The 20,532-nt window shown below is 60.8% G+C and carries 13 protein-coding genes, 2 tRNA genes and 3 rRNA genes; 10 read left to right on the plus strand and 8 right to left on the minus strand.

Annotated elements, in window-relative coordinates:
* Positions 1-30: 30 nt before the first annotated feature.
* Positions 31-747, minus strand: coding sequence for a phosphoglycolate phosphatase (locus tag QFZ91_RS16950; protein WP_429567870.1), 717 nt, complete (start codon positions 745-747; stop codon positions 31-33).
* A 7-nt stretch (positions 748-754) separates the two neighbouring features.
* Entirely contained in the window at positions 755-1,438 is a 684-nt protein-coding gene (gene rpe, locus QFZ91_RS16955) for a ribulose-phosphate 3-epimerase (protein ID WP_176381164.1), read from the minus strand.
* Between the two features lie 328 nt (positions 1,439-1,766).
* On the opposite strand from rpe, the gene apaG reads away from it, so the two are divergent.
* Positions 1,767-2,141: a Co2+/Mg2+ efflux protein ApaG gene (gene apaG / locus QFZ91_RS16960; RefSeq protein WP_176110233.1), complete on the plus strand. Its 375-nt coding sequence runs from the start codon at positions 1,767-1,769 to the stop codon at positions 2,139-2,141.
* A 145-nt stretch (positions 2,142-2,286) separates the two neighbouring features.
* On the opposite strand, the gene QFZ91_RS16965 is transcribed toward apaG, so the two are convergent.
* Positions 2,287-2,448 (minus strand): hypothetical protein, encoded by a 162-nt coding sequence (locus tag QFZ91_RS16965; protein WP_176124326.1) that lies wholly within the window; start codon positions 2,446-2,448, stop codon positions 2,287-2,289.
* Positions 2,449-2,476: 28 nt separating this feature from the next.
* Here QFZ91_RS16965 and mltA point away from each other — a divergent pair, with 28 nt between their 5' ends.
* The gene (gene mltA / locus QFZ91_RS16970) at positions 2,477-3,595 is read left to right on the plus strand and encodes a murein transglycosylase A (RefSeq protein ID WP_429567871.1); all 1,119 of its coding nucleotides are present in this window, start codon (positions 2,477-2,479) and stop codon (positions 3,593-3,595) included.
* A gap of 195 nt (positions 3,596-3,790) precedes the next feature.
* Here mltA and paaK read toward each other — a convergent pair whose 3' ends face one another.
* From paaK to paaN, 4 genes are all read right to left on the minus strand, one after another.
* Entirely contained in the window at positions 3,791-5,095 is a 1,305-nt protein-coding gene (gene paaK / locus QFZ91_RS16975; RefSeq protein WP_429567872.1) for a phenylacetate--CoA ligase PaaK, read from the minus strand.
* Positions 5,096-5,207: 112 nt separating this feature from the next.
* A complete protein-coding gene (paaI, locus tag QFZ91_RS16980; RefSeq protein ID WP_176110237.1) occupies positions 5,208-5,669 on the minus strand; it encodes a hydroxyphenylacetyl-CoA thioesterase PaaI in 462 nt (153 codons plus the stop codon).
* Between the two features lies 1 nt (position 5,670).
* Positions 5,671-6,462, minus strand: coding sequence for a 2-(1,2-epoxy-1,2-dihydrophenyl)acetyl-CoA isomerase PaaG (gene paaG, locus QFZ91_RS16985; protein ID WP_429567873.1), 792 nt, complete (start codon positions 6,460-6,462; stop codon positions 5,671-5,673).
* Positions 6,463-6,629: 167 nt separating this feature from the next.
* A complete protein-coding gene (gene paaN / locus QFZ91_RS16990; RefSeq protein WP_429567874.1) occupies positions 6,630-8,330 on the minus strand; it encodes a phenylacetic acid degradation protein PaaN in 1,701 nt (566 codons plus the stop codon).
* A gap of 135 nt (positions 8,331-8,465) precedes the next feature.
* Between paaN and QFZ91_RS16995 the strand changes: the two genes are divergently transcribed.
* The 6 genes from QFZ91_RS16995 (at position 8,466) to rrf (ending at position 15,038) form a co-directional block, all read left to right on the plus strand.
* Positions 8,466-9,242: an enoyl-CoA hydratase gene (locus QFZ91_RS16995; RefSeq protein WP_429567875.1), complete on the plus strand. Its 777-nt coding sequence runs from the start codon at positions 8,466-8,468 to the stop codon at positions 9,240-9,242.
* 480 nt (positions 9,243-9,722) lie between these two features.
* Positions 9,723-11,255, plus strand: a 16S ribosomal RNA gene (locus QFZ91_RS17000).
* A gap of 78 nt (positions 11,256-11,333) precedes the next feature.
* Positions 11,334-11,410 (plus strand) — tRNA-Ile (locus tag QFZ91_RS17005).
* A gap of 48 nt (positions 11,411-11,458) precedes the next feature.
* Positions 11,459-11,534, plus strand: a tRNA-Ala gene (locus tag QFZ91_RS17010).
* Between the two features lie 307 nt (positions 11,535-11,841).
* A 23S ribosomal RNA gene (locus QFZ91_RS17015) occupies positions 11,842-14,723 on the plus strand.
* Positions 14,724-14,924: 201 nt separating this feature from the next.
* A 5S ribosomal RNA gene (rrf, locus tag QFZ91_RS17020) occupies positions 14,925-15,038 on the plus strand.
* Together the 16S, 23S and 5S rRNA genes with 2 tRNA genes alongside form the textbook arrangement of a ribosomal RNA operon.
* Before the next feature lie 119 nt (positions 15,039-15,157).
* Here the strand turns inward: rrf and QFZ91_RS17025 are convergent.
* Entirely contained in the window at positions 15,158-16,354 is a 1,197-nt protein-coding gene (locus QFZ91_RS17025; protein ID WP_176380959.1) for a M20 aminoacylase family protein, read from the minus strand.
* 187 nt (positions 16,355-16,541) lie between these two features.
* Between QFZ91_RS17025 and QFZ91_RS17030 the strand changes: the two genes are divergently transcribed.
* Entirely contained in the window at positions 16,542-18,620 is a 2,079-nt protein-coding gene (locus QFZ91_RS17030) for a molybdopterin-containing oxidoreductase family protein (RefSeq protein ID WP_429567876.1), read from the plus strand.
* 147 nt (positions 18,621-18,767) lie between these two features.
* Positions 18,768-20,441: a long-chain fatty acid--CoA ligase gene (locus tag QFZ91_RS17035; RefSeq protein WP_429567877.1), complete on the plus strand. Its 1,674-nt coding sequence runs from the start codon at positions 18,768-18,770 to the stop codon at positions 20,439-20,441.
* Positions 20,442-20,532: the final 91 nt, after the last annotated feature.

Genomic DNA, 20,532 nt, shown 5'->3' on the forward strand with positions numbered 1-20,532 from the left:
TTTATTCAGAAACATGAGGATGAAGGACTGTTAAGTCGTGGATTGGTGCGCTGCGATCGCCTTGGCGGCGTCGAGCAGCGAGGCAACTATACCATCGGATTTTATTGTTTGTATAGCTTGGCCGTGGTTGTAGCCGTAGGGCACCGTCAGTGTCGCCATACCGGCCGCGCGGCCCGCCAGCGCGTCGTTTTCCGAGTCGCCGATTGCGACCGTGGCGCTCGGTTCGACGCCGAGTTGAGCGGCGGCGGTCAGCATCGGCAGCGGGTCCGGTTTCTTTTTCGCGAGACTGTCGCCGCCGAGCACGACGCTGAAATACTGCGCGAGTCCGTATTGCTGCAGCAATTCGAGCGCGAAGCGGTGCGGCTTGTTGGTCACGCAGGCGAGCTTCAGGCCCGCGTCGCGCAGCGCGCGCAGACCGGCTTCGACGTCCGGATAAAGCCGCGTGTGCACGCCGTTGATCTTCGCGTACTCGGCCTGATAGATCGCGAGCGCTTCGTCGAAGCGCTCTTGCGCGTGTTCGGTTTCGAAGCGCGGGGCGAGCACGCTGCGGATCAGATGCTCCGAACCCTTGCCGACATAGCCGACCACTTCCTCGCGCGTCGTTTCGTCCGCGTCGAGCTGAGCGAGCATGCCGTTCAGGCCGGCGGTGAAGTCGTCGGCGGTGTCGATCATCGTGCCGTCGAGGTCGATGATCGCGGCTTCGAGGCGCGGGCCGGCAAAGGACGGGGCGGGGTAGGGAACAGTCATCGTCAGGTCAGCGCTGGACAGTGGCGAGGGCGGCGCGCATCTTGTCGATCACGACCTTGTGATCGGGCTGGCCGAAGATCGCCGAGCCGGCCACGAACGTGTCCGCGCCGGCCGCCGCGATTTGCGCGATGTTGTCGACCTTCACGCCGCCGTCCACTTCGAGATGGATCTCTCGGCCGGTGCGCTCGCTGTACGCGTCGATGCGCTTGCGCGCTTCGCGCAGCTTGTTGAGCGCCTCGGGGATGAACGACTGGCCGCCAAAGCCCGGATTCACCGACATGATCAGCACGAGGTCGACCTTGTCCATCACATGATCGAGATAGTTCAGCGACGTCGCCGGATTGAACACGAGGCCGGCCTTGCAGCCGTGATCGCGGATCAGCGACAGCGTGCGGTCGATGTGATCCGACGCTTCCGGGTGAAAACTGATCAGGTTCGCGCCGGCTTTCGCGAAGTCCGGCACGATGCGGTCGACCGGGCGCACCATCAGGTGCACGTCGATCGGCACGTCGACGTGCGGGCGGATCGCTTCGCAAACGAGTGGGCCGATAGTCAGGTTCGGCACGTAGTGGTTGTCCATCACGTCGAAGTGGATCCAGTCGGCGCCGGCAGCGACGACGTTGCGGACCTCTTCACCCAGACGGGCGAAATCGGCGGAGAGAATGCTGGGGGCGATGCGAAATTGCGTCATGACGGGGGGCGGATGCAAGCGGGAAAGCGCCATTTTACCGTTTTTGCGCGTGCGGACCGGCGCGCTGGCCGCGATTGGCGTGGCGGAATCGCGCGATGAAACGGCGCAGAGTGTCGGCGCAATAGTGGCATCGAAAGGCGGCGCGGCAAGCAGCCGTGTCCCAACGTGTTAGACACTCCTGGCCGAAAGGCTTGTCTGGTTGCGGCCATGCCGCGCATCAAGCAGAATGCCACTCCATGAGCGCCGCATCGCCGTTGCACCCGCAGACCATTGGCGTTCGGGGCCTTCCACGATTTTTCACAGCCCGTTTGATCAGATCGGAATCAGGATGAGCCAGTACGAATTCAGCGTGTCGGCGCAGGTGCAATACCTGCCCGAAGAATCGGACCCGGAGCGTCGCCAGTACGCCTTTGCCTACACGCTGACCATCCGTAACACCGGCCAGGTGCCTGCACAGTTGATCGCGCGTCACTGGATCATCACCGACAGCGAAAACACCGTGCAGGAAGTCAAAGGCTTGGGCGTGGTCGGTCATCAGCCGCTGCTCAAACCGGGCGAGCATTTCGAATACACGAGTTGGGCAGTGATCGCGACGCCGGTCGGCACGATGCGCGGCGATTATTTCTGCGTGGCGGAGGATGGCGAGCGCTTCGAGGCGCCGGTGCCGGAGTTCGTATTGCGCATGCCGCGAACGTTGCATTGAACCGGCGCGGTCCTGCGCGGTCATTAATGAGTTCGTGTGGGCGCGCGACGCAGCGGGCAGTTGAGTGGCAGGTTGGATGAGCGCTCGGCCGAGCGCTTGATGCACGAGGGGTTGCGCGGTTCTGCGTGCAGCCCGCAGGTCAAGGTCAATGCGGCTTTTGCTGTTGGGACCGTTCCGCCGAGCTGGCACGTCGCGCTTTTTTCTTGCCGGACGACGTCCACACAACGATAAAGACGAGCAGGAATAGCGCGACCAGCGATTCCAGCGCGAAGATGAGCATCGGGTATTCGTCGAACAGATCAGACATGGCGGTTTCCATCAAGAACGAACATTGTATGCGTTTTGTCCGCAGGGCCGGCGCGTGGCTCGGAGCGTTGTCGGTTGCAGTGTTGCTTGCCTCCTGCGGTGGCGGCGGCGCGATCCGGCCTTCACCGCCGAGCGGTGCGGCGATCATCCCCGGCCAGATCGCGTCGGCGCGCCTGACCGCGGTTGCATGGCAACAGGTGCCGGGCTGGCAGGACGACTCGCTGATCGGCGCGACCGCCGCATTGCGGCAAAACTGCACGAGGCTCGCGCGTCAGCCGGACTGGTCGCGTGCGTGCGCGGCGGCCGCGCAAATCGACGATCTCGACCTCACCAGCGCGCGCGCCTTCTTCGAAGCCTACTTCACGCCGTTCCAGCTCGCGAATAGCGACGGCACGCTCGACGGTCTGGTCACCGGTTACTACGAGCCCCTGCTGCGGGGCTCGCGCGCGCGGCACGGCGTGTATCAGACCGCGCTGTACCGCTGGCCCGCCGGCTATCGCGCGGGGGCGCCGTTGCCGGCGCGCGCCCAGCTCGAACGCTCGGGCGCGCTCAGCGGCAACGAACTCGTGTGGGTCGACGATCCGATCGAAGCGTTCTTTCTGCAGGTGCAAGGCTCCGGGCGCATCGTGATGGAAGACGGCAGTGTGATGCGCGTCGGCTTTGGCGGGACCAACAATCAGCCGTACAAGTCGATCGGGCGCTGGCTCCTCGATCATGGCGAGATCACGCCGGCGCAGGCGACGATGCAGGGCATCAAGGCATGGGCCCGCGCGAATCCGACGCGCGTCGATGGCCTGCTCGACAGCAATCCGCGCTTCGTGTTTTTCCGCGAGATGCCGTCGGCGGAAAGTGTGCCGAGCGGCGGCGCGGACGGTCCAATCGGCGCGCTCGGCGTGCCGTTGACGCCGGAGCGCTCGATTGCGGTCGATCCGAGCGCGATTCCGCTCGGCACGCCGGTTTTCCTGCAGACCACGCGGCCGCTGACGAATTCGCCAATGAACCGTCTCGTGTTCGCGCAGGATACTGGTACCGCGATCAAAGGCGGCGTGCGCGCCGACTACTTCTGGGGCCTCGGCGACGATGCCGGCGATCTGGCTGGCAAGATGAAGCAGGGCGGCCGGATGTGGTTGCTGCTGCCGAATTCGTGAGGCGGTGCGGCGGAGAGGGAAGCGTGACTGCCGTTTGAGTAGCAGCAGTTTTCGCAAGGCGGGTTTGAGGCTACCGCGAAGCCTTAAATAGATGTCGTTGAAATCGGCGTCACGTGTGGATCAGAATCCGTGCGTGACGCCGTTTTTCGTTTGGCTCGTACGCTGCGCGTCGTTGCCCGTTGCATCTTGCCCGACTTAGAGGCCCGACTTGCGCTTGTCTATCACGCGCCGCGCCTTGCCCACCGAGCGCTCGATTCCATTCACCGGCAGCACGTTCACCACCGCGCTCACGCCAATCAGCGCCTTGATGTCGTAAGCCAGCGCGTTTTTCGCCGCGGTTAGCGCCGCGGTATCCGGCGCGCTTTCGGGGCACGGTTCGACGTTCAGTGTCAACACATCGAGTGGCCCTTCCTTCGTCAGCACAATCTGATAGTGCGGCGCCAGCGCGCGCTGCTTGAGCAATAGTTCTTCGATCTGGGTCGGGAACACGTTGACACCGCGCACGATCATCATGTCGTCCGAGCGGCCCGTGATCTTTTCCATACGCCGCATCGTGCGGGCGGTGCCCGGCAGCAGGCGCGTGAGATCGCGCGTGCGGTAGCGGATGATCGGCAGCGCTTCTTTCGTCAGCGACGTGAACACGAGTTCGCCGAGTTCGCCATCGGGGAGCACCTCGCCCGTTTCGGGGTCGATGATCTCGGGATAGAAATGGTCTTCCCAGATCGTCGGACCGTCTTTGGTTTCGACGCACTCCGAGGCGACGCCCGGGCCCATCACTTCGGAAAGACCGTAGATGTCGACCGCGTCGATGCCCATACGTTTTTCGATCGCCTCGCGCATGTCGTTGGTCCACGGCTCAGCGCCAAAGATGCCGATGCGCAATGAGCAGCTGGCCGGGTCGATACCCTGGCGTTCGAATTCGTCGGCGATCGACAGCATGTAGCTCGGCGTCACCATGATGATGTCGGGGCGGAAATCCTGGATCAGCTGCACCTGCTTTTCGGTCTGGCCACCGCCGAACGGAATCACGGTGAGCCCCGCGCGCTCGGCGCCGTAATGCGCGCCGAGGCCGCCCGTGAAGAGGCCGTAGCCGTAGCTCACGTGCACCTTGTCGCCGCGCTTCGCGCCGGCGGCGCGTACCGAACGGGCGACGAGATTCGCCCACGTGTCGATGTCGCGCGCCGTATAGCCGACGACAGTCGGCTTGCCGGTCGTTCCAGACGACGCATGGATTCGCGAAATCTGCTCTTGGGGCACGGCGAACATTCCGAACGGGTAGTTGTCGCGCAAATCCTTTTTCGTCGTGAACGGAAACCGAGCGAGATCCGCGAGCGACTTGACATCGCCTGGATGGACGCCGGCTTCGTCGAACTTGCGCCGATACACCGGCGAATTTTCATACGCATGGGTGAGCGACCATTTGAGCCGTTCAAGTTGGAGCGCGGCGAGCTCGTCGCGGCTGGCGGTCTCGATCGGATCGAGCGGAAGAGCGGTGCTCATCGAATGTCTCCTTGCTGCCTCAGTATCTGGGTCTGATATGTGACGCATTGGCGCCAGAGCGCCACGCGGACAATTGCCCGCGTGGGCGGTTCTGGCTGGCCGCCGCCAATCGTTAGTCGCCGGTGGGAATCAGGTTACCCTTGATTTGCGCCGACTTGCCGCGAAACATTGCGACAGTCTCGCCGGCGCGATTCGTCACGCGAATATCGTAGATTCCAGTGCGCCCGCTCAATGTCTGTTCGACCGCTTCGGCGCTCAGCACGTCGCCGCCGTGGACCGGCCGCAGATACTCTATCGAGCAGCCGGCGGCGACTGTGTTGATGTTGTAGGTGTTACAGGCGAACGCGAAGGTCGAATCGGCGAGTGTGAAGATCAGGCCGCCGTGGCAGATCTGATGCCCGTTCAGGAAGTCGTCGCGCACCGCCATGCGCAGCCGCGCATAGCCGGGGCGCACTTCGAGAATCTCGAGCCCGAGCGCGCGACTGCAGGCGTCGTTTTCGTACATCGCGGCGGCCGTCGCGCGGGCGAGTTCGTCTGCCGTCATTTGGTCGGGCGAGGTGGTTTGTGTGGGCATCTCAACGTCCCTCGAAGCGCGGCGCGCGTTTTTCGATAAATGCCTGCACGCCTTCCGCATAATCATGCGAGGCGCCTAGTTCGCGCTGCAGATCGCGCTCGAGATCGAGTTGCTGGTCGAGCGTTTGCGTCGTGCCCGCACGCATCGCCTGCTTGATCGCGGCGATCGCGCGCGTCGGTTGCTGGGCGAGCTGGGCCGCGAGTTTTGTCGCTGCCGGCGCCAGTTCGGCGTCGTCGAGCACTTGCCAGATCAAGCCCCAGCTTTCGGCTTTTTCGGCGCTGAGCTTGTCGCCGGTGATTGCGAGGCCGAGCGCGCGGGCCATGCCAACGCGCTGCGGCAGGAACCACGTGCCGCCCGAATCCGGCACGAGGCCGATCTTCACGAATGCCTGGATGAAACTCGCGGAGCGAGCCGCGAGCACCAGGTCGCACGCGAACGCCAGATTGGCGCCCGCGCCGGCGGCCGTGCCGTTGACCGCCGCGATCACCGGAAACGGCAGCGCCTGCAGACGGCGGATCAGCGGATTGAAGTATTCATCGATCACGGCGCCGAGGTCGGTCATCGCGCCGGGCGTGAAATCGAGGTCGGCGAGATCCTGGCCGGCGCAGAAGCCGCGCCCGGCGCCAGTGAACACGAGCGCACGGGCGCCGGAGTTTTCGACCTGGTCCAGCGCCGCGCCGAGTTCCTGATGCATCGCGCGCGTGAAGCTGTTGAGCTTGTCCGGGCGGTTCAGCGTGATGGTGGCGACGTGGCTCGATGAGTCGATGTCCAGCCGGATCGCTTCGTATGACATGGGGTGTCTCCTCAAACTCTCTTTGGACGATGGCACGGTGGCTCGGCCAAGGTCGGCGCGTGAGGCCGACCCGATGTCTGATGTTAGTCAGAGCGCACGACCCGGTCCATCTGCCGAACGGCATAGGACGGAGTCGTGCGTAGCGTTGAAGCCGTGTCTTATGCCGTTCAGCCAGCTACCGCCGGCGCCGCTTTCGGTTCAACATGAATACGGCTTTGAACGACACGGAAGCGGTTCGCGACGAAAGCGGCATCGGCCAGCGCGGCATTGGCGGCCGGGTTTGCGCCGGTGCCGTGGAAGTCCGAAAATGCCGCGGACTGGTTGACGAACACACCGCCGGTCAGGTTGATCGACAGCGCGACACCGCCGCGAATCGACGCTTCGTGCGCCGCTTCGAGCACCGCGTCGTCCGTGCTGTAGACCGCCAGCGTCAGCGCACCGTGGTCGGCGGCAATGTCGCCAGCGAGGTCGAGCGACTGTGCGGTCGAATCCGTAGCGATGACGAACGAGATCGGCCCGAACCATTCTTTCGTGAACTGGGCGTAATCGGTCGCGGCGTCGAGTTGCAGTACGAGCGGCGTGCGCACGCGAGCGCCCGAAAAGGCCGGATGCTCGAGCGTCTGGCTCGCGACGAGGACGCGGCCAAGTTTGGCGGCTTCGTCGATGCGCTGCACGACACCTTCGTTCTGAATCGCGCCAAGCAGTTCGACTGCGCGGGCCGGATCGGCGACGAGCTTTTGCACCGCACCGGCAAGCGCGTGGGCGACCTCGTCGAAGCTGAACGTGCCTTCTGCGGTGCGAATGCCGCCCCGCGGTACATAGATGTTTTGCGGCGCGGTGCACATCTGGCCCGAGTACAGCGCCAGCGAGAACGCGATGTTGCGGGCGGCCGCCTTGATGTCGTCGACCGAGTCGATAACGATCTGGTTGACGCCGGCTTTCTCCGTGTAGACCTGCGCCTGGTGTGCGTTGCGCTCGAGCCAGGTGCCATTCTGGGTGCTGCCCGTGAAGTCGATCAGCTTGATCTCAGGGCGCTGTGCGAGTTGCTGGACGAGGGCGCCGTCGTTCGGGTCGGTGGCCAGCAGCGTGACGACGTTCGGATCGAAACCCGCTTCGCGCAACACGTCTCGCGCGATGCGCACGGTCAGCGCGAGCGGAAGGATTGCGCCCGGATGCGGCTTGACGATTACCGTGTTGCCGGTGGCCAGATCGGCGAACAGGCCGGGATAGCCGTTCCACGTCGGGAACGTGCAGCAGCCGAGCACGAGGCCTATGCCGCGCGGCACGACGGTGTAGCGCTTGTGCATCGCGAGCGGCGGGTTTTTGCCTTGCGGTTTTTCCCAATGCGCGTCGGCGGGAATGCGGCGCAGTTGATCCCAGGCATACGCGACCGCTTCGAGCGCGCGATCCTGTGCGTGCGGACCGCCTGCCTGGAAGGCCATCATGAACGCCTGGCCGGTCGTGTGCATCACGCTGTAGCCGAGTTCGAAACTGGCGCGATTCAGACGCGCGAGGATTTCGAGGCTAACGCCGATCCATGCCTGCGGGCCGGCCGCGCGCCACTCGCGTTGCGCCGCCGTGGATGCGGCGATAAGCGCGCCCGGATCGGCTTTCGGGTAACGCACGCCGAGCGGGAAGCCGAATGGCGAGACTTCGGCGCCGACGGTCTCTCCCGTCGACGGTTGGTCTAGTTCGAACGTCTTGTCCAGGTGCGCCTTGAACGCGGCTTCGCCGTCCGCGTTGGCTGTTTCCCCGTACACTTTCGGACTGGGCATCTCGGAGAATGGGCTCCAGTAGCCGCGCGTTTCGAGCGCGGCGAGCGCTTTGTGCAGCGTGTCTTCGTGCTTGGTGAATAGCGGATGTGTCATGGCAAAGGGGCTCGGCTGTACGTTGGGAGAAAACCTGTCAAATAATTGACCGACCGGTTGGTTGGGGAATGGTAGCATCACTACGAACGATGCGCGAAGCGTTTTTCGCGTGCGATTAACCCTTATGGAGGCGGCATGGCTTACGAAAACATTCTGGTTGAAACGCGGGGACGGGTCGGACTGATTACTCTCAATCGTCCGAAGGCTCTAAATGCACTGAACGACGCGCTGATGGACGAACTGGGCGCTGCGTTGCGCGAATTCGACGGCGACGAGTCGATTGGCGCAATCGTCGTAACGGGCAGCGAGAAGGCGTTCGCGGCCGGCGCGGATATCGGCATGATGGCGTCGTACACCTATATGGATGTCTACAAGGGTGACTACATCACGCGCAACTGGGAAACGGTTCGCTCGATCCGTAAGCCGATCATTGCCGCGGTGGCGGGCTTCGCGCTCGGCGGCGGCTGCGAACTCGCGATGATGTGTGACATCATTTTCGCCGCCGACACGGCGAAGTTCGGTCAGCCGGAAATCAAGCTCGGGATCATGCCGGGCGCGGGCGGCACGCAGCGTTTGCCGCGGGCGGTGTCAAAAGCGAAGGCGATGGACCTTTGTTTGACCGCCCGTTTCATGGATGCCGCCGAAGCGGAGAGCGCCGGACTGGTTTCGCGCGTGATCCCGGCGGCATCGCTGCTTGACGAAGCGGTTGGCGCGGCTGCCACCATTGCGGAATTCCCGCTGCCGGCGGTGCTGATGGTCAAGGAATCGGTCAATCGAGCCTATGAAACGACGCTGGCGGAGGGTGTGCATTTCGAGCGCCGGCTGTTCCATTCGCTCTTCGCTACCGAAGACCAGAAGGAGGGCATGGCCGCGTTCGTAGAGAAGCGCAAACCGGTTTTCAAGCACCGTTAATACGCTTGTCAAAATATCGCTTGCAAGTCGCAATGGCGGCGACTAGAATTCCGCTCTTTCGTGCTCCGGACGCCGGAGCGCGGAGAGGCGGGAAGCCTTTGTTGGCGAGGGCTTCAGCGGCGTGGGCAGGTTAAGCAAGTGATAAAAACCTGTTGACGATCCGGTGAAAGTTCTCCATAATCTCGTTTCTCTGCTGCAGACGCAGCGACGCAAACGAAGCAGTGCCGGGTGGTGGTAGTTCCGGCGTTGCGGGTTGGGCGGATCGATCTTTAAAAACTAACAGCCGATAAGTGTGGGCGCTTGATGCGGAATGCGGCGGCGGGTTCGTATGAATCTGCTGCAAGGCAAAAGTATCAGAAGCCTCACACAGTATTAGAGGAAGGTTTATCTGTCGAAAGACGGATGGATCATCGTCAGTACGTTGAGTGAGCGACCGGTTCGTCAGCAGGAAACTGCGGAACCGAAAACAGTAACAGGTTTGAACTGAAGAGTTTGATCCTGGCTCAGATTGAACGCTGGCGGCATGCCTTACACATGCAAGTCGAACGGCAGCACGGACTTCGGTCTGGTGGCGAGTGGCGAACGGGTGAGTAATACATCGGAACGTGTCCTGGAGTGGGGGATAGCCCGGCGAAAGCCGGATTAATACCGCATACGCTCTGTGGAGGAAAGCGGGGGATCTTTCGGGACCTCGCGCTCAAGGGGCGGCCGATGGCAGATTAGGTAGTTGGTGGGGTAAAGGCCTACCAAGCCGACGATCTGTAGCTGGTCTGAGAGGACGACCAGCCACACTGGGACTGAGACACGGCCCAGACTCCTACGGGAGGCAGCAGTGGGGAATTTTGGACAATGGGCGCAAGCCTGATCCAGCAATGCCGCGTGTGTGAAGAAGGCCTTCGGGTTGTAAAGCACTTTTGTCCGGAAAGAAAACCTCGTGGCTAATATCCGTGAGGGATGACGGTACCGGAAGAATAAGCACCGGCTAACTACGTGCCAGCAGCCGCGGTAATACGTAGGGTGCGAGCGTTAATCGGAATTACTGGGCGTAAAGCGTGCGCAGGCGGTGCTGTAAGACCGATGTGAAATCCCCGGGCTTAACCTGGGAACTGCATTGGTGACTGCAGCGCTGGAGTATGGCAGAGGGGGGTGGAATTCCACGTGTAGCAGTGAAATGCGTAGAGATGTGGAGGAACACCGATGGCGAAGGCAGCCCCCTGGGCCAATACTGACGCTCATGCACGAAAGCGTGGGGAGCAAACAGGATTAGATACCCTGGTAGTCCACGCCCTAAACGATGTCAACTGGTTGTCGGGCCTTCATTGGCTTGGTAACGTAGCTAACGCGTGAAGTTGACCGCCTGGGGAGTACGGTCGCAAGATTAAAACTCAAAGGAATTGACGGGGACCCGCACAAGCGGTGGATGATGTGGATTAATTCGATGCAACGCGAAAAACCTTACCTACCCTTGACATGGATGGAATCCTGGTGAGAGCCGGGAGTGCCCGAAAGGGAGCCATCACACAGGTGCTGCATGGCTGTCGTCAGCTCGTGTCGTGAGATGTTGGGTTAAGTCCCGCAACGAGCGCAACCCTTGTCCCTAGTTGCTACGCAAGAGCACTCCAGGGAGACTGCCGGTGACAAACCGGAGGAAGGTGGGGATGACGTCAAGTCCTCATGGCCCTTATGGGTAGGGCTTCACACGTCATACAATGGTCGGAACAGAGGGTTGCCAAGCCGCGAGGTGGAGCCAATCCCAGAAAACCGATCGTAGTCCGGATCGCACTCTGCAACTCGAGTGCGTGAAGCTGGAATCGCTAGTAATCGCGGATCAGCATGCCGCGGTGAATACGTTCCCGGGTCTTGTACACACCGCCCGTCACACCATGGGAGTGGGTTTTACCAGAAGTGGCTAGTCTAACCGCAAGGAGGACGGTCACCACGGTAGGATTCATGACTGGGGTGAAGTCGTAACAAGGTAGCCGTATCGGAAGGTGCGGCTGGATCACCTCCTTTCCAGAGCTATGCATTCAGTGCATTCAAGTGCTCACGCTTATCGGCTGTGGTTTAGAGAAGCAACGCAGACAGACTCAGGGGTCTGTAGCTCAGTCGGTTAGAGCACCGTCTTGATAAGGCGGGGGTCGATGGTTCGAATCCATCCAGACCCACCATCTTTGTCTGCTGGTGCTGACTGGGACACCCTTGAGTCGGGTATGACCGGGGGATTAGCTCAGCTGGGAGAGCACCTGCTTTGCAAGCAGGGGGTCGTCGGTTCGATCCCGTCATCCTCCACCAATCCTCAATGCGCAGGGTTCTGCCTGAAGGCAGAGCGTTGCGCATTGGCGATTGAGCCAGTCAGAGCGGTACACGATTCAATCGTGATATCGGCTGTCGTTCTTTAACAATCAGGAAGAAGTAGTAAAGAGATTCACGAAAGCGTACCTGGAGATGGGTATGCGAGTAGGTGAATCAGGGTTGTGATTGTATCGATGTATTTTAAGGGAATCGAGAGATTGCCTTTGGAATACGGCGCAACACGAATACTCAACCTGTAGCGGCATGTGATCTGCGGTGAGCAATCATTGAGACACACCCGTTATAGGGTCAAGCGAACAAGTGCATGTGGTGGATGCCTTGGCGATCACAGGCGATGAAGGACGCGGTAGCCTGCGAAAAGCTCCGGGGAGCTGGCAAACGAGCTTTGATCCGGAGATGTCCGAATGGGGAAACCCACTCCTAATGGAGTATCCGTAGCTGAATCCATAGGCTACGTGAAGCGAACGCGGTGAACTGAAACATCTAAGTAACCGCAGGAAAAGAAATCAACCGAGATTCCCAAAGTAGTGGCGAGCGAAATGGGATGAGCCTGTACTCTTTATTCTCATTGTTAGTCGAACGCTCTGGAAAGTGCGGCCATAGCAGGTGATAGCCCTGTAGACGAAAACAGCGGGAAAGAACTGGGTGTACGAGAAGTAGGGCGGGACACGTGAAATCCTGTCTGAAGATGGGGGGACCATCCTCCAAGGCTAAATACTCGTGATCGACCGATAGTGAACCAGTACCGTGAGGGAAAGGCGAAAAGAACCCCGGGAGGGGAGTGAAACAGATCCTGAAACCGCATGCATACAAACAGTCGGAGCCTCTGCGAAGGGGTGACGGCGTACCTTTTGTATAATGGGTCAGCGACTTACATTCAGTGGCGAGCTTAACCGATTAGGGCAGGCGTAGCGAAAGCGAGTCCGAACAGGGCGTCCAGTCGCTGGGTGTAGACCCGAAACCAGGTGATCTATCCATGGCCAGGTTGAAGGCACGGTAACACGTGCTGGAGGACCGAACCCACTAACGTTGAAAAGTTAGGGGATGAGCTGTGGATAGGGGTGAAAGGCTAAACAAACCTGGAAATAGCTGGTTCTCTCCGAAAACTATTTAGGTAGTGCCTCGTGTATCACCTTCGGGGGTAGAGCACTGTCATGGTTGTGGGGTCCATTGCGGATTACTACGCCATAGCAAACTCCGAATACCGAAGAGTGCAATCACGGGAGACAGACATCGGGTGCTAACGTCCGGTGTCAAGAGGGAAACAACCCAGACCGCCAGCTAAGGTCCCCAAATATGGCTAAGTGGGAAACGAAGTGGGAAGGCTAAAACAGTCAGGAGGTTGGCTTAGAAGCAGCCACCCTTTAAAGAAAGCGTAATAGCTCACTGATCGAGTCGTCCTGCGCGGAAGATGTAACGGGGCTAAGCCATATACCGAAGCTGCGGATGCACATTTATGTGCATGGTAGGAGAGCGTTCCGTAAGCCTGCGAAGGTGCACTGGAAAGTGTGCTGGAGGTATCGGAAGTGCGAATGCTGACATGAGTAGCGATAAAGGGGGTGAAAGGCCCCCTCGCCGTAAGCCCAAGGTTTCCTACGCAACGTTCATCGGCGTAGGGTGAGTCGGCCCCTAAGGCGAGGCAGAAATGCGTAGCTGATGGGAAGCAGATTAATATTTCTGCACCATTGTGAAATGCGATGGGGGGACGGATCGCGGAAGGTTGTCCGGGTGTTGGAAGTCCCGGTCGCTGCATTGGAGAGGGTGCCCTGGCAAATCCGGGCACAGGACTCAAGGGTGTGGCGCGAGCTTCTTCGGAAGCGAAGCAACTGGAAGGGGTTCCAGGAAAAGCCTCTAAGCTTCAGTTTCACAGTGACCGTACCGCAAACCGACACAGGTGGGCGAGATGAGTATTCTAAGGCGCTTGAGAGAACTCGGGAGAAGGAACTCGGCAAATTGGTACCGTAACTTCGGGATAAGGTACGCCCTGGTAGCTTGACTGGCCTGCGCCAGGAGGGTGAAGGGGTTGCAATAAACTGGTGGCTGCGACTGTTTAATAAAAACACAGCACTCTGCAAACACGAAAGTGGACGTATAGGGTGTGACGCCTGCCCGGTGCCGGAAGATTAAATGATGGGGTGCAAGCTCCTGATTGAAGTCCCGGTAAACGGCGGCCGTAACTATAACGGTCCTAAGGTAGCGAAATTCCTTGTCGGGTAAGTTCCGACCTGCACGAATGGCGTAACGATGGCCACACTGTCTCCTCCCGAGACTCAGCGAAGTTGAAGTGTTTGTGATGATGCAATCTCCCCGCGGCTAGACGGAAAGACCCCATGAACCTTTACTGTAGCTTTGCATTGGACTTTGAACCGGTCTGTGTAGGATAGGTGGGAGGCTGTGAAGCGTGAACGCCAGTTTGCGTGGAGCCGTCCTTGAAATACCACCCTGATCTGTTTGAGGTTCTAACCTTGGTCCGTGATCCGGATCGGGGACAGTGCATGGTAGGCAGTTTGACTGGGGCGGTCTCCTCCCAAAGTGTAACGGAGGAGTACGAAGGTACGCTAGGTACGGTCGGAAATCGTGCTGATAGTGCAATGGCATAAGCGTGCTTGACTGTGAGACTGACAAGTCGAACAGGTGCGAAAGCAGGTCATAGTGATCCGGTGGTTCTGTATGGAAGGGCCATCGCTCAACGGATAAAAGGTACTCTGGGGATAACAGGCTGATACCGCCCAAGAGTTCATATCGACGGCGGTGTTTGGCACCTCGATGTCGGCTCATCTCATCCTGGGGCTGTAGCCGGTCCCAAGGGTATGGCTGTTCGCCATTTAAAGAGGTACGTGAGCTGGGTTTAAAACGTCGTGAGACAGTTTGGTCCCTATCTGCCGTGGGCGCTGGATATTTGAAGGGGGCTGCTCCTAGTACGAGAGGACCGGAGTGGACGAACCTCTGGTGTACCGGTTGTCACGCCAGTGGCATCGCCGGGTAGCTATGTTCGGAAGAGATAACCGCTGAAAGCATCTAAGCGGGAAACTCGCCTTAAGATGAGATATCCCCGGGGCTTCGAGCCCCTTGAAGGGTCGTTCAAGACCAGGACGTTGATAGGTCAGGTGTGCACGTACAGTAATGTACTGAGCTAACTGATACTAATTGCCCGTAAGGCTTGATCCTATAACAGGTGTGTCTCGACAACCGTTAGCGCTTCAGCGCTTACGGGTGTCCGATCCCCGAAGGGGATGAAGACATGCAGTTTGAGATCGGTGTTGTGCCAGAAACAACACAACCCCAAAACACGAATCCTTTACGCTTCTTCCCGATTGGCTGTGGCGCCGGGTTGACCCCAACCCGACTGCGACGCAGCAACCCGTCATGCCTGATGACCATAGCGAGTCGGTCCCACCCCTTCCCATCCCGAACAGGACCGTGAAACGACTCCACGCCGATGATAGTGCGGATTGCCCGTGTGAAAGTAGGTAATCGTCAGGCTCCCCCAAAAGCCAGAAACCCCACCCGCAGCGGTGGGGTTTTTGCGTTTACGCGTCGAAATTAACAAACAGCACTGAAGTAAGCGAAACCCTCCACCCGCCTCAATGCGTCTCAACCCTCTACTTACCCTGAGCCAGAAACTTTTGCGCCAGTCGAACCCAATACGTCGACCCCACCGGCAATAGCTCGTCGTTAAAGTCATAACTCGCGTTGTGCAGCATGCAAGGGCCCGCGCCGTGGCCGGCTTCACGGTGGCCGCCATCGCCGTTGCCCAAAAACGCATAGCAGCCCGGTTTCGCCAGCAGCATGAACGAGAAATCCTCGGCGCCCATCGTCGGTTCAACTGCGTCATCGACATTTTCCGCGCCAACGATCTCTTTCATGACCGACGCCGCAAAACGCGCTTCCTCGCTGCTGTTGATCGTCGGCGGATAGTTCCGGTGGAACTGGATCTGAACGGAGCAATCGTATGCTTCGGCTGTACTCTGCGCGATCTTGCGCATCCGTGACTCGATCAGGTCGAGCGTTTCTGTAGTGAAAGTCCGCACCGTTCCCGCGATCCAGGCGTCGTTCGGCACGACATTGACCGCATCGCCGGCATGTATTTGCGTAATCGACAGTACCGCGGTGTCCAGCGGCTTTTTGTTGCGCGTGATGATGCTTTGCAGTCCGCTGGCAATTTGCACTGCCGTAAAGACCGGGTCGCGGCCATTGTGAGGTAGTGCCGCATGCGAGCCGACGCCCTTGATTTCGATGCGGAATTCATTGCTCGACGCCATGATGGGGCCTTCGGTCACGCCGAAGTGGCCCGCCGGCATGCCCGGCCAGTTGTGAATGCCGAACACGGCGTCCACGGGGAATTGGGTGAACAGGCCGTCGTCGATCATCGCCTTCGCGCCCGCGCCTCCCTCTTCGGCCGGCTGGAAAATGAACACGATCGTGCCGTCGAAATCACCATGTTTGGCCAGGTAGCGTGCGGCACCGAGCAGCATCGCAGTATGTCCGTCATGCCCGCACGCGTGCATCTTGCCGTCGTTCGTCGAACGATGATCGAAGCTGTTGAGCTCCTGAATCGGCAGCGCATCCATGTCGGCGCGCAAACCAATCGCGCGTGAGCCGTTCCCGCGCTTCAATACGCCGACCACGCCCGTCTTGCCCAAACCACGGTGGGTCTCGATGCCCCAGGACTCAAGCGAACGCGCGACGAGATCAGCGGTCGCCGTCTCTTCGTAGCGCAGTTCCGGGTGGGCATGGATGGTTCGTCGAAGGGTCTGGATTTCACCGCGAGCGGCCTGAATTTCGGGGATGAGTTTCATGATGGAGTGATTATGCGTTTGTGCTCGACGAGCATGAGATCGCCGCGGACCGCGTCGGCCCGGGCACTGCGGATAATTCATTCTACGCCGAAGGCATTTTTGGCGGCACCACCCGGGTCGGCGGCCCATTGACGTAATAAAATTCCATTTTGCCCGATCGCCTACTGCTCGCCAGGACGCCTTGCCGATGAACGCCCCGACCGAATTCGCGCGCGCCGTGTGCCCGCACGATTGCCCCGACACCTGCGCGATGCGCGTGACCGTCGACAACGGACGCGCGATCAAGGTCGCCGGGGATCCCGACCATCCGCCGACTCAGGGCGTGCTGTGTACGAAGGTCAGCCGCTACGCGGAGCGTGTATACCATCCGAACCGATTGACGACGCCAATGAAGCGTCTCGGCCGCAAGGGCGAGGGCCGCTTCGCGCCGGTCAGTTGGGACGAAGCATTGGACTTTGCCGCAAACCGCCTCGGCGAAATTGCCCGTCGCGCGCCGGAAGCGATTCTGCCTTACAGCTACGCTGGCACGATGGGCTTGGTGCAGGGCGATAGCATCGCGCAACGCTTCTTCCACAAGCTCGGCGCATCGCAGTTGGATCGAACGATTTGTGCGGCCGCCGGCGCAGCTGGCCTCAAATACACGTATGGCGCCGGCGTCGGTATGCACACCGAGTTTTTCGCCGAAAGCGAAGTGATCCTGATTTGGGGCGCCAATCCGATCGCATCGAATCTGCATTTCTGGACGCGCGCGCAGGAAGCCAAGCGTCGCGGCGCCCGGCTGATCGCGATCGATCCGTATCGCTCGCTGACCGCGGAGAAATGCCATCAGCACATCGCGCTGAAGCCCGGAACCGACGCGGCTCTCGCGCTAGGCATCATGAACGTGCTGATCACCGAGGATCTGCTCGACCACGAGTACATCGCCGCGCACACGCTGGGCTTCGCTGCCTTGAAGCTGCGCGCGCTCAGCTATCCACTGTCACGCGTTAGCGAAATTTGTGGCGTTAAAGAGGGGGAAATCGCCGAGCTTGCGCGACTTTACGCCGGCACGAAGAAAGCCGCGATCCGCTTGAACTACGGTCTGCAGCGGGTGCGCGGCGGCGGCAATGCAGTGCGCGCGATCGCGTGTTTGCCTTCGCTGACCGGCGCATGGCGCGAGCGCGCGGGCGGGGCGCTGTTGTCGTCGAGCGGTTGGGCGCCGGTCGACTCGCACGCATTGCAGCGTCCCGACCTGATGCCGGGCTGGCCGTCGAAGCCGAGCCGCGTGATCAATATGAATGCGATCGGCGATGCGCTGCTACATCCGGGCGACGCGACGTTCGGTCCCAAGGTCGAGGCGATCGTCGTCTACAACTCGAATCCGGTCGCGGTCGCGCCGGACTCCGAACGCGTCGCGGCTGGCTTTGCGCGCGAGGATCTGTTCACGATCGTGCTCGAGCATTTCCAGACCGACACCGCGGATTACGCCGACCTGCTGTTGCCCGCCACGACGCAGCTCGAACATCTCGACGTGCACAAGTCATACGGCCACACGCACGTGATGGTCAACCTGCCCGCCATCGCGCCGTTTGGCGACTCACGCCCGAATACCGAGATCTTCCGCGGCCTCGCGCGCCACATGGGCTTGACGGAACCGTCACTCTTCGACAGCGACGAAGCCGTCGCGCAAGCCGCATTTCGCTGGGAAGACAAGACACTGGACGGTGTCGACTGGCCGATGCTGAAGCAAGCCGGCTGGGCCCGTCTCGATCTGCCCGACGCGCCATTTGCCGACGGCGGTTTTCGCACGCCATCCGGCAAGTGCGAGTTCTACAGCGAGCGCCTTGCGCAACAGGGCCTCGACCCGCTGCCGGACTATCTGCCACCCTACGAATCGGCCGACGGCTCGCCCGAACTGGCGGCCCGCTATCCGCTCGCGATGATTTCGCCTCCCGCGCGCAACTTCCTGAACAGCACCTTCGTGAACATCGAGAGTCTGCGCGCGACGGAAGGCGAGCCGCATCTTGACATCCACCCTGCCGACGCGCACGCGCGCGGCATCGGCGACGGCGATCAGGTGCGCATCTTCAACGACCGCGGCTCGATGCAGGCGCGGGCCCGCGTGACGGACCGCGCGCGCGAAGGCCTGGTCGTCGGGTTGTCGATCTGGTGGAAGAAGCTCGCGCCGGACGGCCGCAACGCCAACCAGTTGACGAGCCAGGCACTGACCGATCTCGGCGGTTCGGCGACGTTTTACGACTGTCTCGTCGAAGTCGAGCGGGCCTGAAAGCCGCACCGCACCTTGAAGCCGACGGCGAGCCCCGCAAGTTCGAGGCTGCCGTCTAACCCCATCGGTTTGGCCATTGGCCGCAATATGCCCATGCTACGATGCGTTTTTAGCACGATCATTCGAAAATAATTCAGGAGACGCTGCATGGAGAAAATCTGGCTGAAGTCTTATCCGCCCGGCGTTCCCGCAGAGATCGACCCGACACGCTATTCGTCGGTGGCCGAGTTGCTCGAGGAAGCCTTTCGCGAACACCGCACGAAGCCGGCATTCGTGTGCATGGGCAAGCAGATCAGCTATGGTGAACTCGACGAGCTCTCGCACGATCTTGCGGCGTGGCTGCAGTCGAAAGGGCTCCCGCGCGGCGCGCGTGTCGCGATCATGATGCCGAACGTGCTGCAGTATCCGGTCGCAATTGCCGCGATTCTGCGCGCGGGCTATGTGGTCGTGAATGTGAATCCACTGTATACGCCGCGCGAACTCGAACACCAACTGAAGGACAGCGGCGCTGAGGCGATCATCCTGCTCGAGAATTTCGCGGGGACCTTGCAGGCAATCGTGCGCAATACGCCGGTCAAGCATGTGGTCGTCGCGACGATGGGCGACCTGATGGGCATCAAAGGCCCGCTCGTGAACTTCGTGGTGCGCAAGGTCAAGAAGATGGTGCCGGCGTGGAGCCTTCCCGGGCACGTCAAGTTCAACGACGCGGTCTCGGAGGGCGCGCGCCTGACGTTCAAGCCGGTCCAGCAGGGCCCTGACGATATCGCGTTTCTGCAATACACGGGCGGCACCACCGGCGTGGCCAAGGGCGCGACGCTGCTGCACCGGAACCTGATCGCGAACGTGCTGCAGTCGGAGGTCTGGCTCAATCCGGTGCGCGCGAACCGCACCGATATCGACCAGTTCATCACGGTCGTCGCGCTGCCGCTGTATCACGTGTTCGCGCTGACCGTGTGCGGGCTGCTGACGATCCGCACTGGCGGTCTCGGCGTGCTGATCCCAAATCCGCGCGATATCCCCGGCATGATCAAGTCGCTCGAGGGTTATGCGATCACGACGATTCCCGCCGTCAACACGCTGTACAACGCGATGTTGAACAGCCCCGACTTCCACAAGCTCGACTTCTCGAAGCTGCTGACCGCGAACGCCGGCGGCATGGCGGTGCAGGAAGCGGTCGCGAAGCGCTGGTTCGAGCGGACGCGCACGCCGATCGTCGAAGGCTATGGGCTGTCGGAAACGTCGCCATGCGTGACCTGCAACCCTGTCACCGCCACCGAATACAGCGGCACGATCGGCCTGCCGCTGCCGTCGACCGAGATCTCGATTCGCGACGACGCAGGCAACGAAGTGCCGGCCGGCCAGGCAGGCGAGATCTGCATCCGCGGCCCGCAGCTGATGGCGGGCTACTGGAACCGGCCTGACGAAACCGCCAAGGTGATGACGGCAGACGGCTTCTTTAAATCCGGCGACGTCGGCATCATGAGCGCGGACGGCTTCGTGAAGATCGTCGATCGCAAAAAGGACATGATTCTGGTGTCCGGCTTCAACGTGTACCCGAACGAAGTCGAGGACGTCGTCGCAAAGCTGCCGGGCGTGTTCGAAGTCGCGGCGGTCGGCGTGCCCGATCAGCATTCCGGCGAGGCCGTGAAGCTATTCGTCGTGAAGAAGGACCCGTCGCTGACCGACGAACAGATCTTCGCGTACTGCAAAACGCAACTGACCGGCTACAAGCGGCCCAAGGTCGTCGAATTCCGCACCGAGCTGCCGAAGAGCAACGTCGGCAAGATCCTGCGCCGCGAGTTGCGCGACGGCAGGGCTTAAGCGAGCGAAGAACAGAAGCCCGGCGCACGAAAGTGCGCCGGGCTTTTTCGTTGCTCCGTCAAAACCCGCGCATAAAAAAAGGCGCCCGAAG

The organism is Paraburkholderia sp. JPY419 (assembly GCF_050435705.1).
Classification (GTDB): Bacteria; Pseudomonadota; Gammaproteobacteria; order Burkholderiales; family Burkholderiaceae; genus Paraburkholderia; species Paraburkholderia youngii.

Excerpts from the sequence above, each read along its gene's own strand:
- paaG (WP_429567873.1), bottom strand. The coding sequence starts at position 6,462 with ATGTCATACGAAGCGATCCGGCTGGACATCGACTCATCGAGCCACGTC.
- QFZ91_RS17030 (WP_429567876.1), top strand. The coding sequence starts at position 16,542 with ATGAACGCCCCGACCGAATTCGCGCGCGCCGTGTGCCCGCACGATTGC.
- QFZ91_RS17025 (WP_176380959.1), bottom strand. The coding sequence starts at position 16,354 with ATGAAACTCATCCCCGAAATTCAGGCCGCTCGCGGTGAAATCCAGACC.
- rpe (WP_176381164.1), bottom strand. The coding sequence starts at position 1,438 with ATGACGCAATTTCGCATCGCCCCCAGCATTCTCTCCGCCGATTTCGCC.
- paaI (WP_176110237.1), bottom strand. The coding sequence starts at position 5,669 with ATGCCCACACAAACCACCTCGCCCGACCAAATGACGGCAGACGAACTC.
- QFZ91_RS16965 (WP_176124326.1), bottom strand. The coding sequence starts at position 2,448 with ATGTCTGATCTGTTCGACGAATACCCGATGCTCATCTTCGCGCTGGAA.
- QFZ91_RS17035 (WP_429567877.1), top strand. The coding sequence starts at position 18,768 with ATGGAGAAAATCTGGCTGAAGTCTTATCCGCCCGGCGTTCCCGCAGAG.
- QFZ91_RS16950 (WP_429567870.1), bottom strand. The coding sequence starts at position 747 with ATGACTGTTCCCTACCCCGCCCCGTCCTTTGCCGGCCCGCGCCTCGAA.
- QFZ91_RS16995 (WP_429567875.1), top strand. The coding sequence starts at position 8,466 with ATGGCTTACGAAAACATTCTGGTTGAAACGCGGGGACGGGTCGGACTG.
- paaK (WP_429567872.1), bottom strand. The coding sequence starts at position 5,095 with ATGAGCACCGCTCTTCCGCTCGATCCGATCGAGACCGCCAGCCGCGAC.
- apaG (WP_176110233.1), top strand. The coding sequence starts at position 1,767 with ATGAGCCAGTACGAATTCAGCGTGTCGGCGCAGGTGCAATACCTGCCC.
- paaN (WP_429567874.1), bottom strand. The coding sequence starts at position 8,330 with ATGACACATCCGCTATTCACCAAGCACGAAGACACGCTGCACAAAGCG.
- mltA (WP_429567871.1), top strand. The coding sequence starts at position 2,477 with ATGCGTTTTGTCCGCAGGGCCGGCGCGTGGCTCGGAGCGTTGTCGGTT.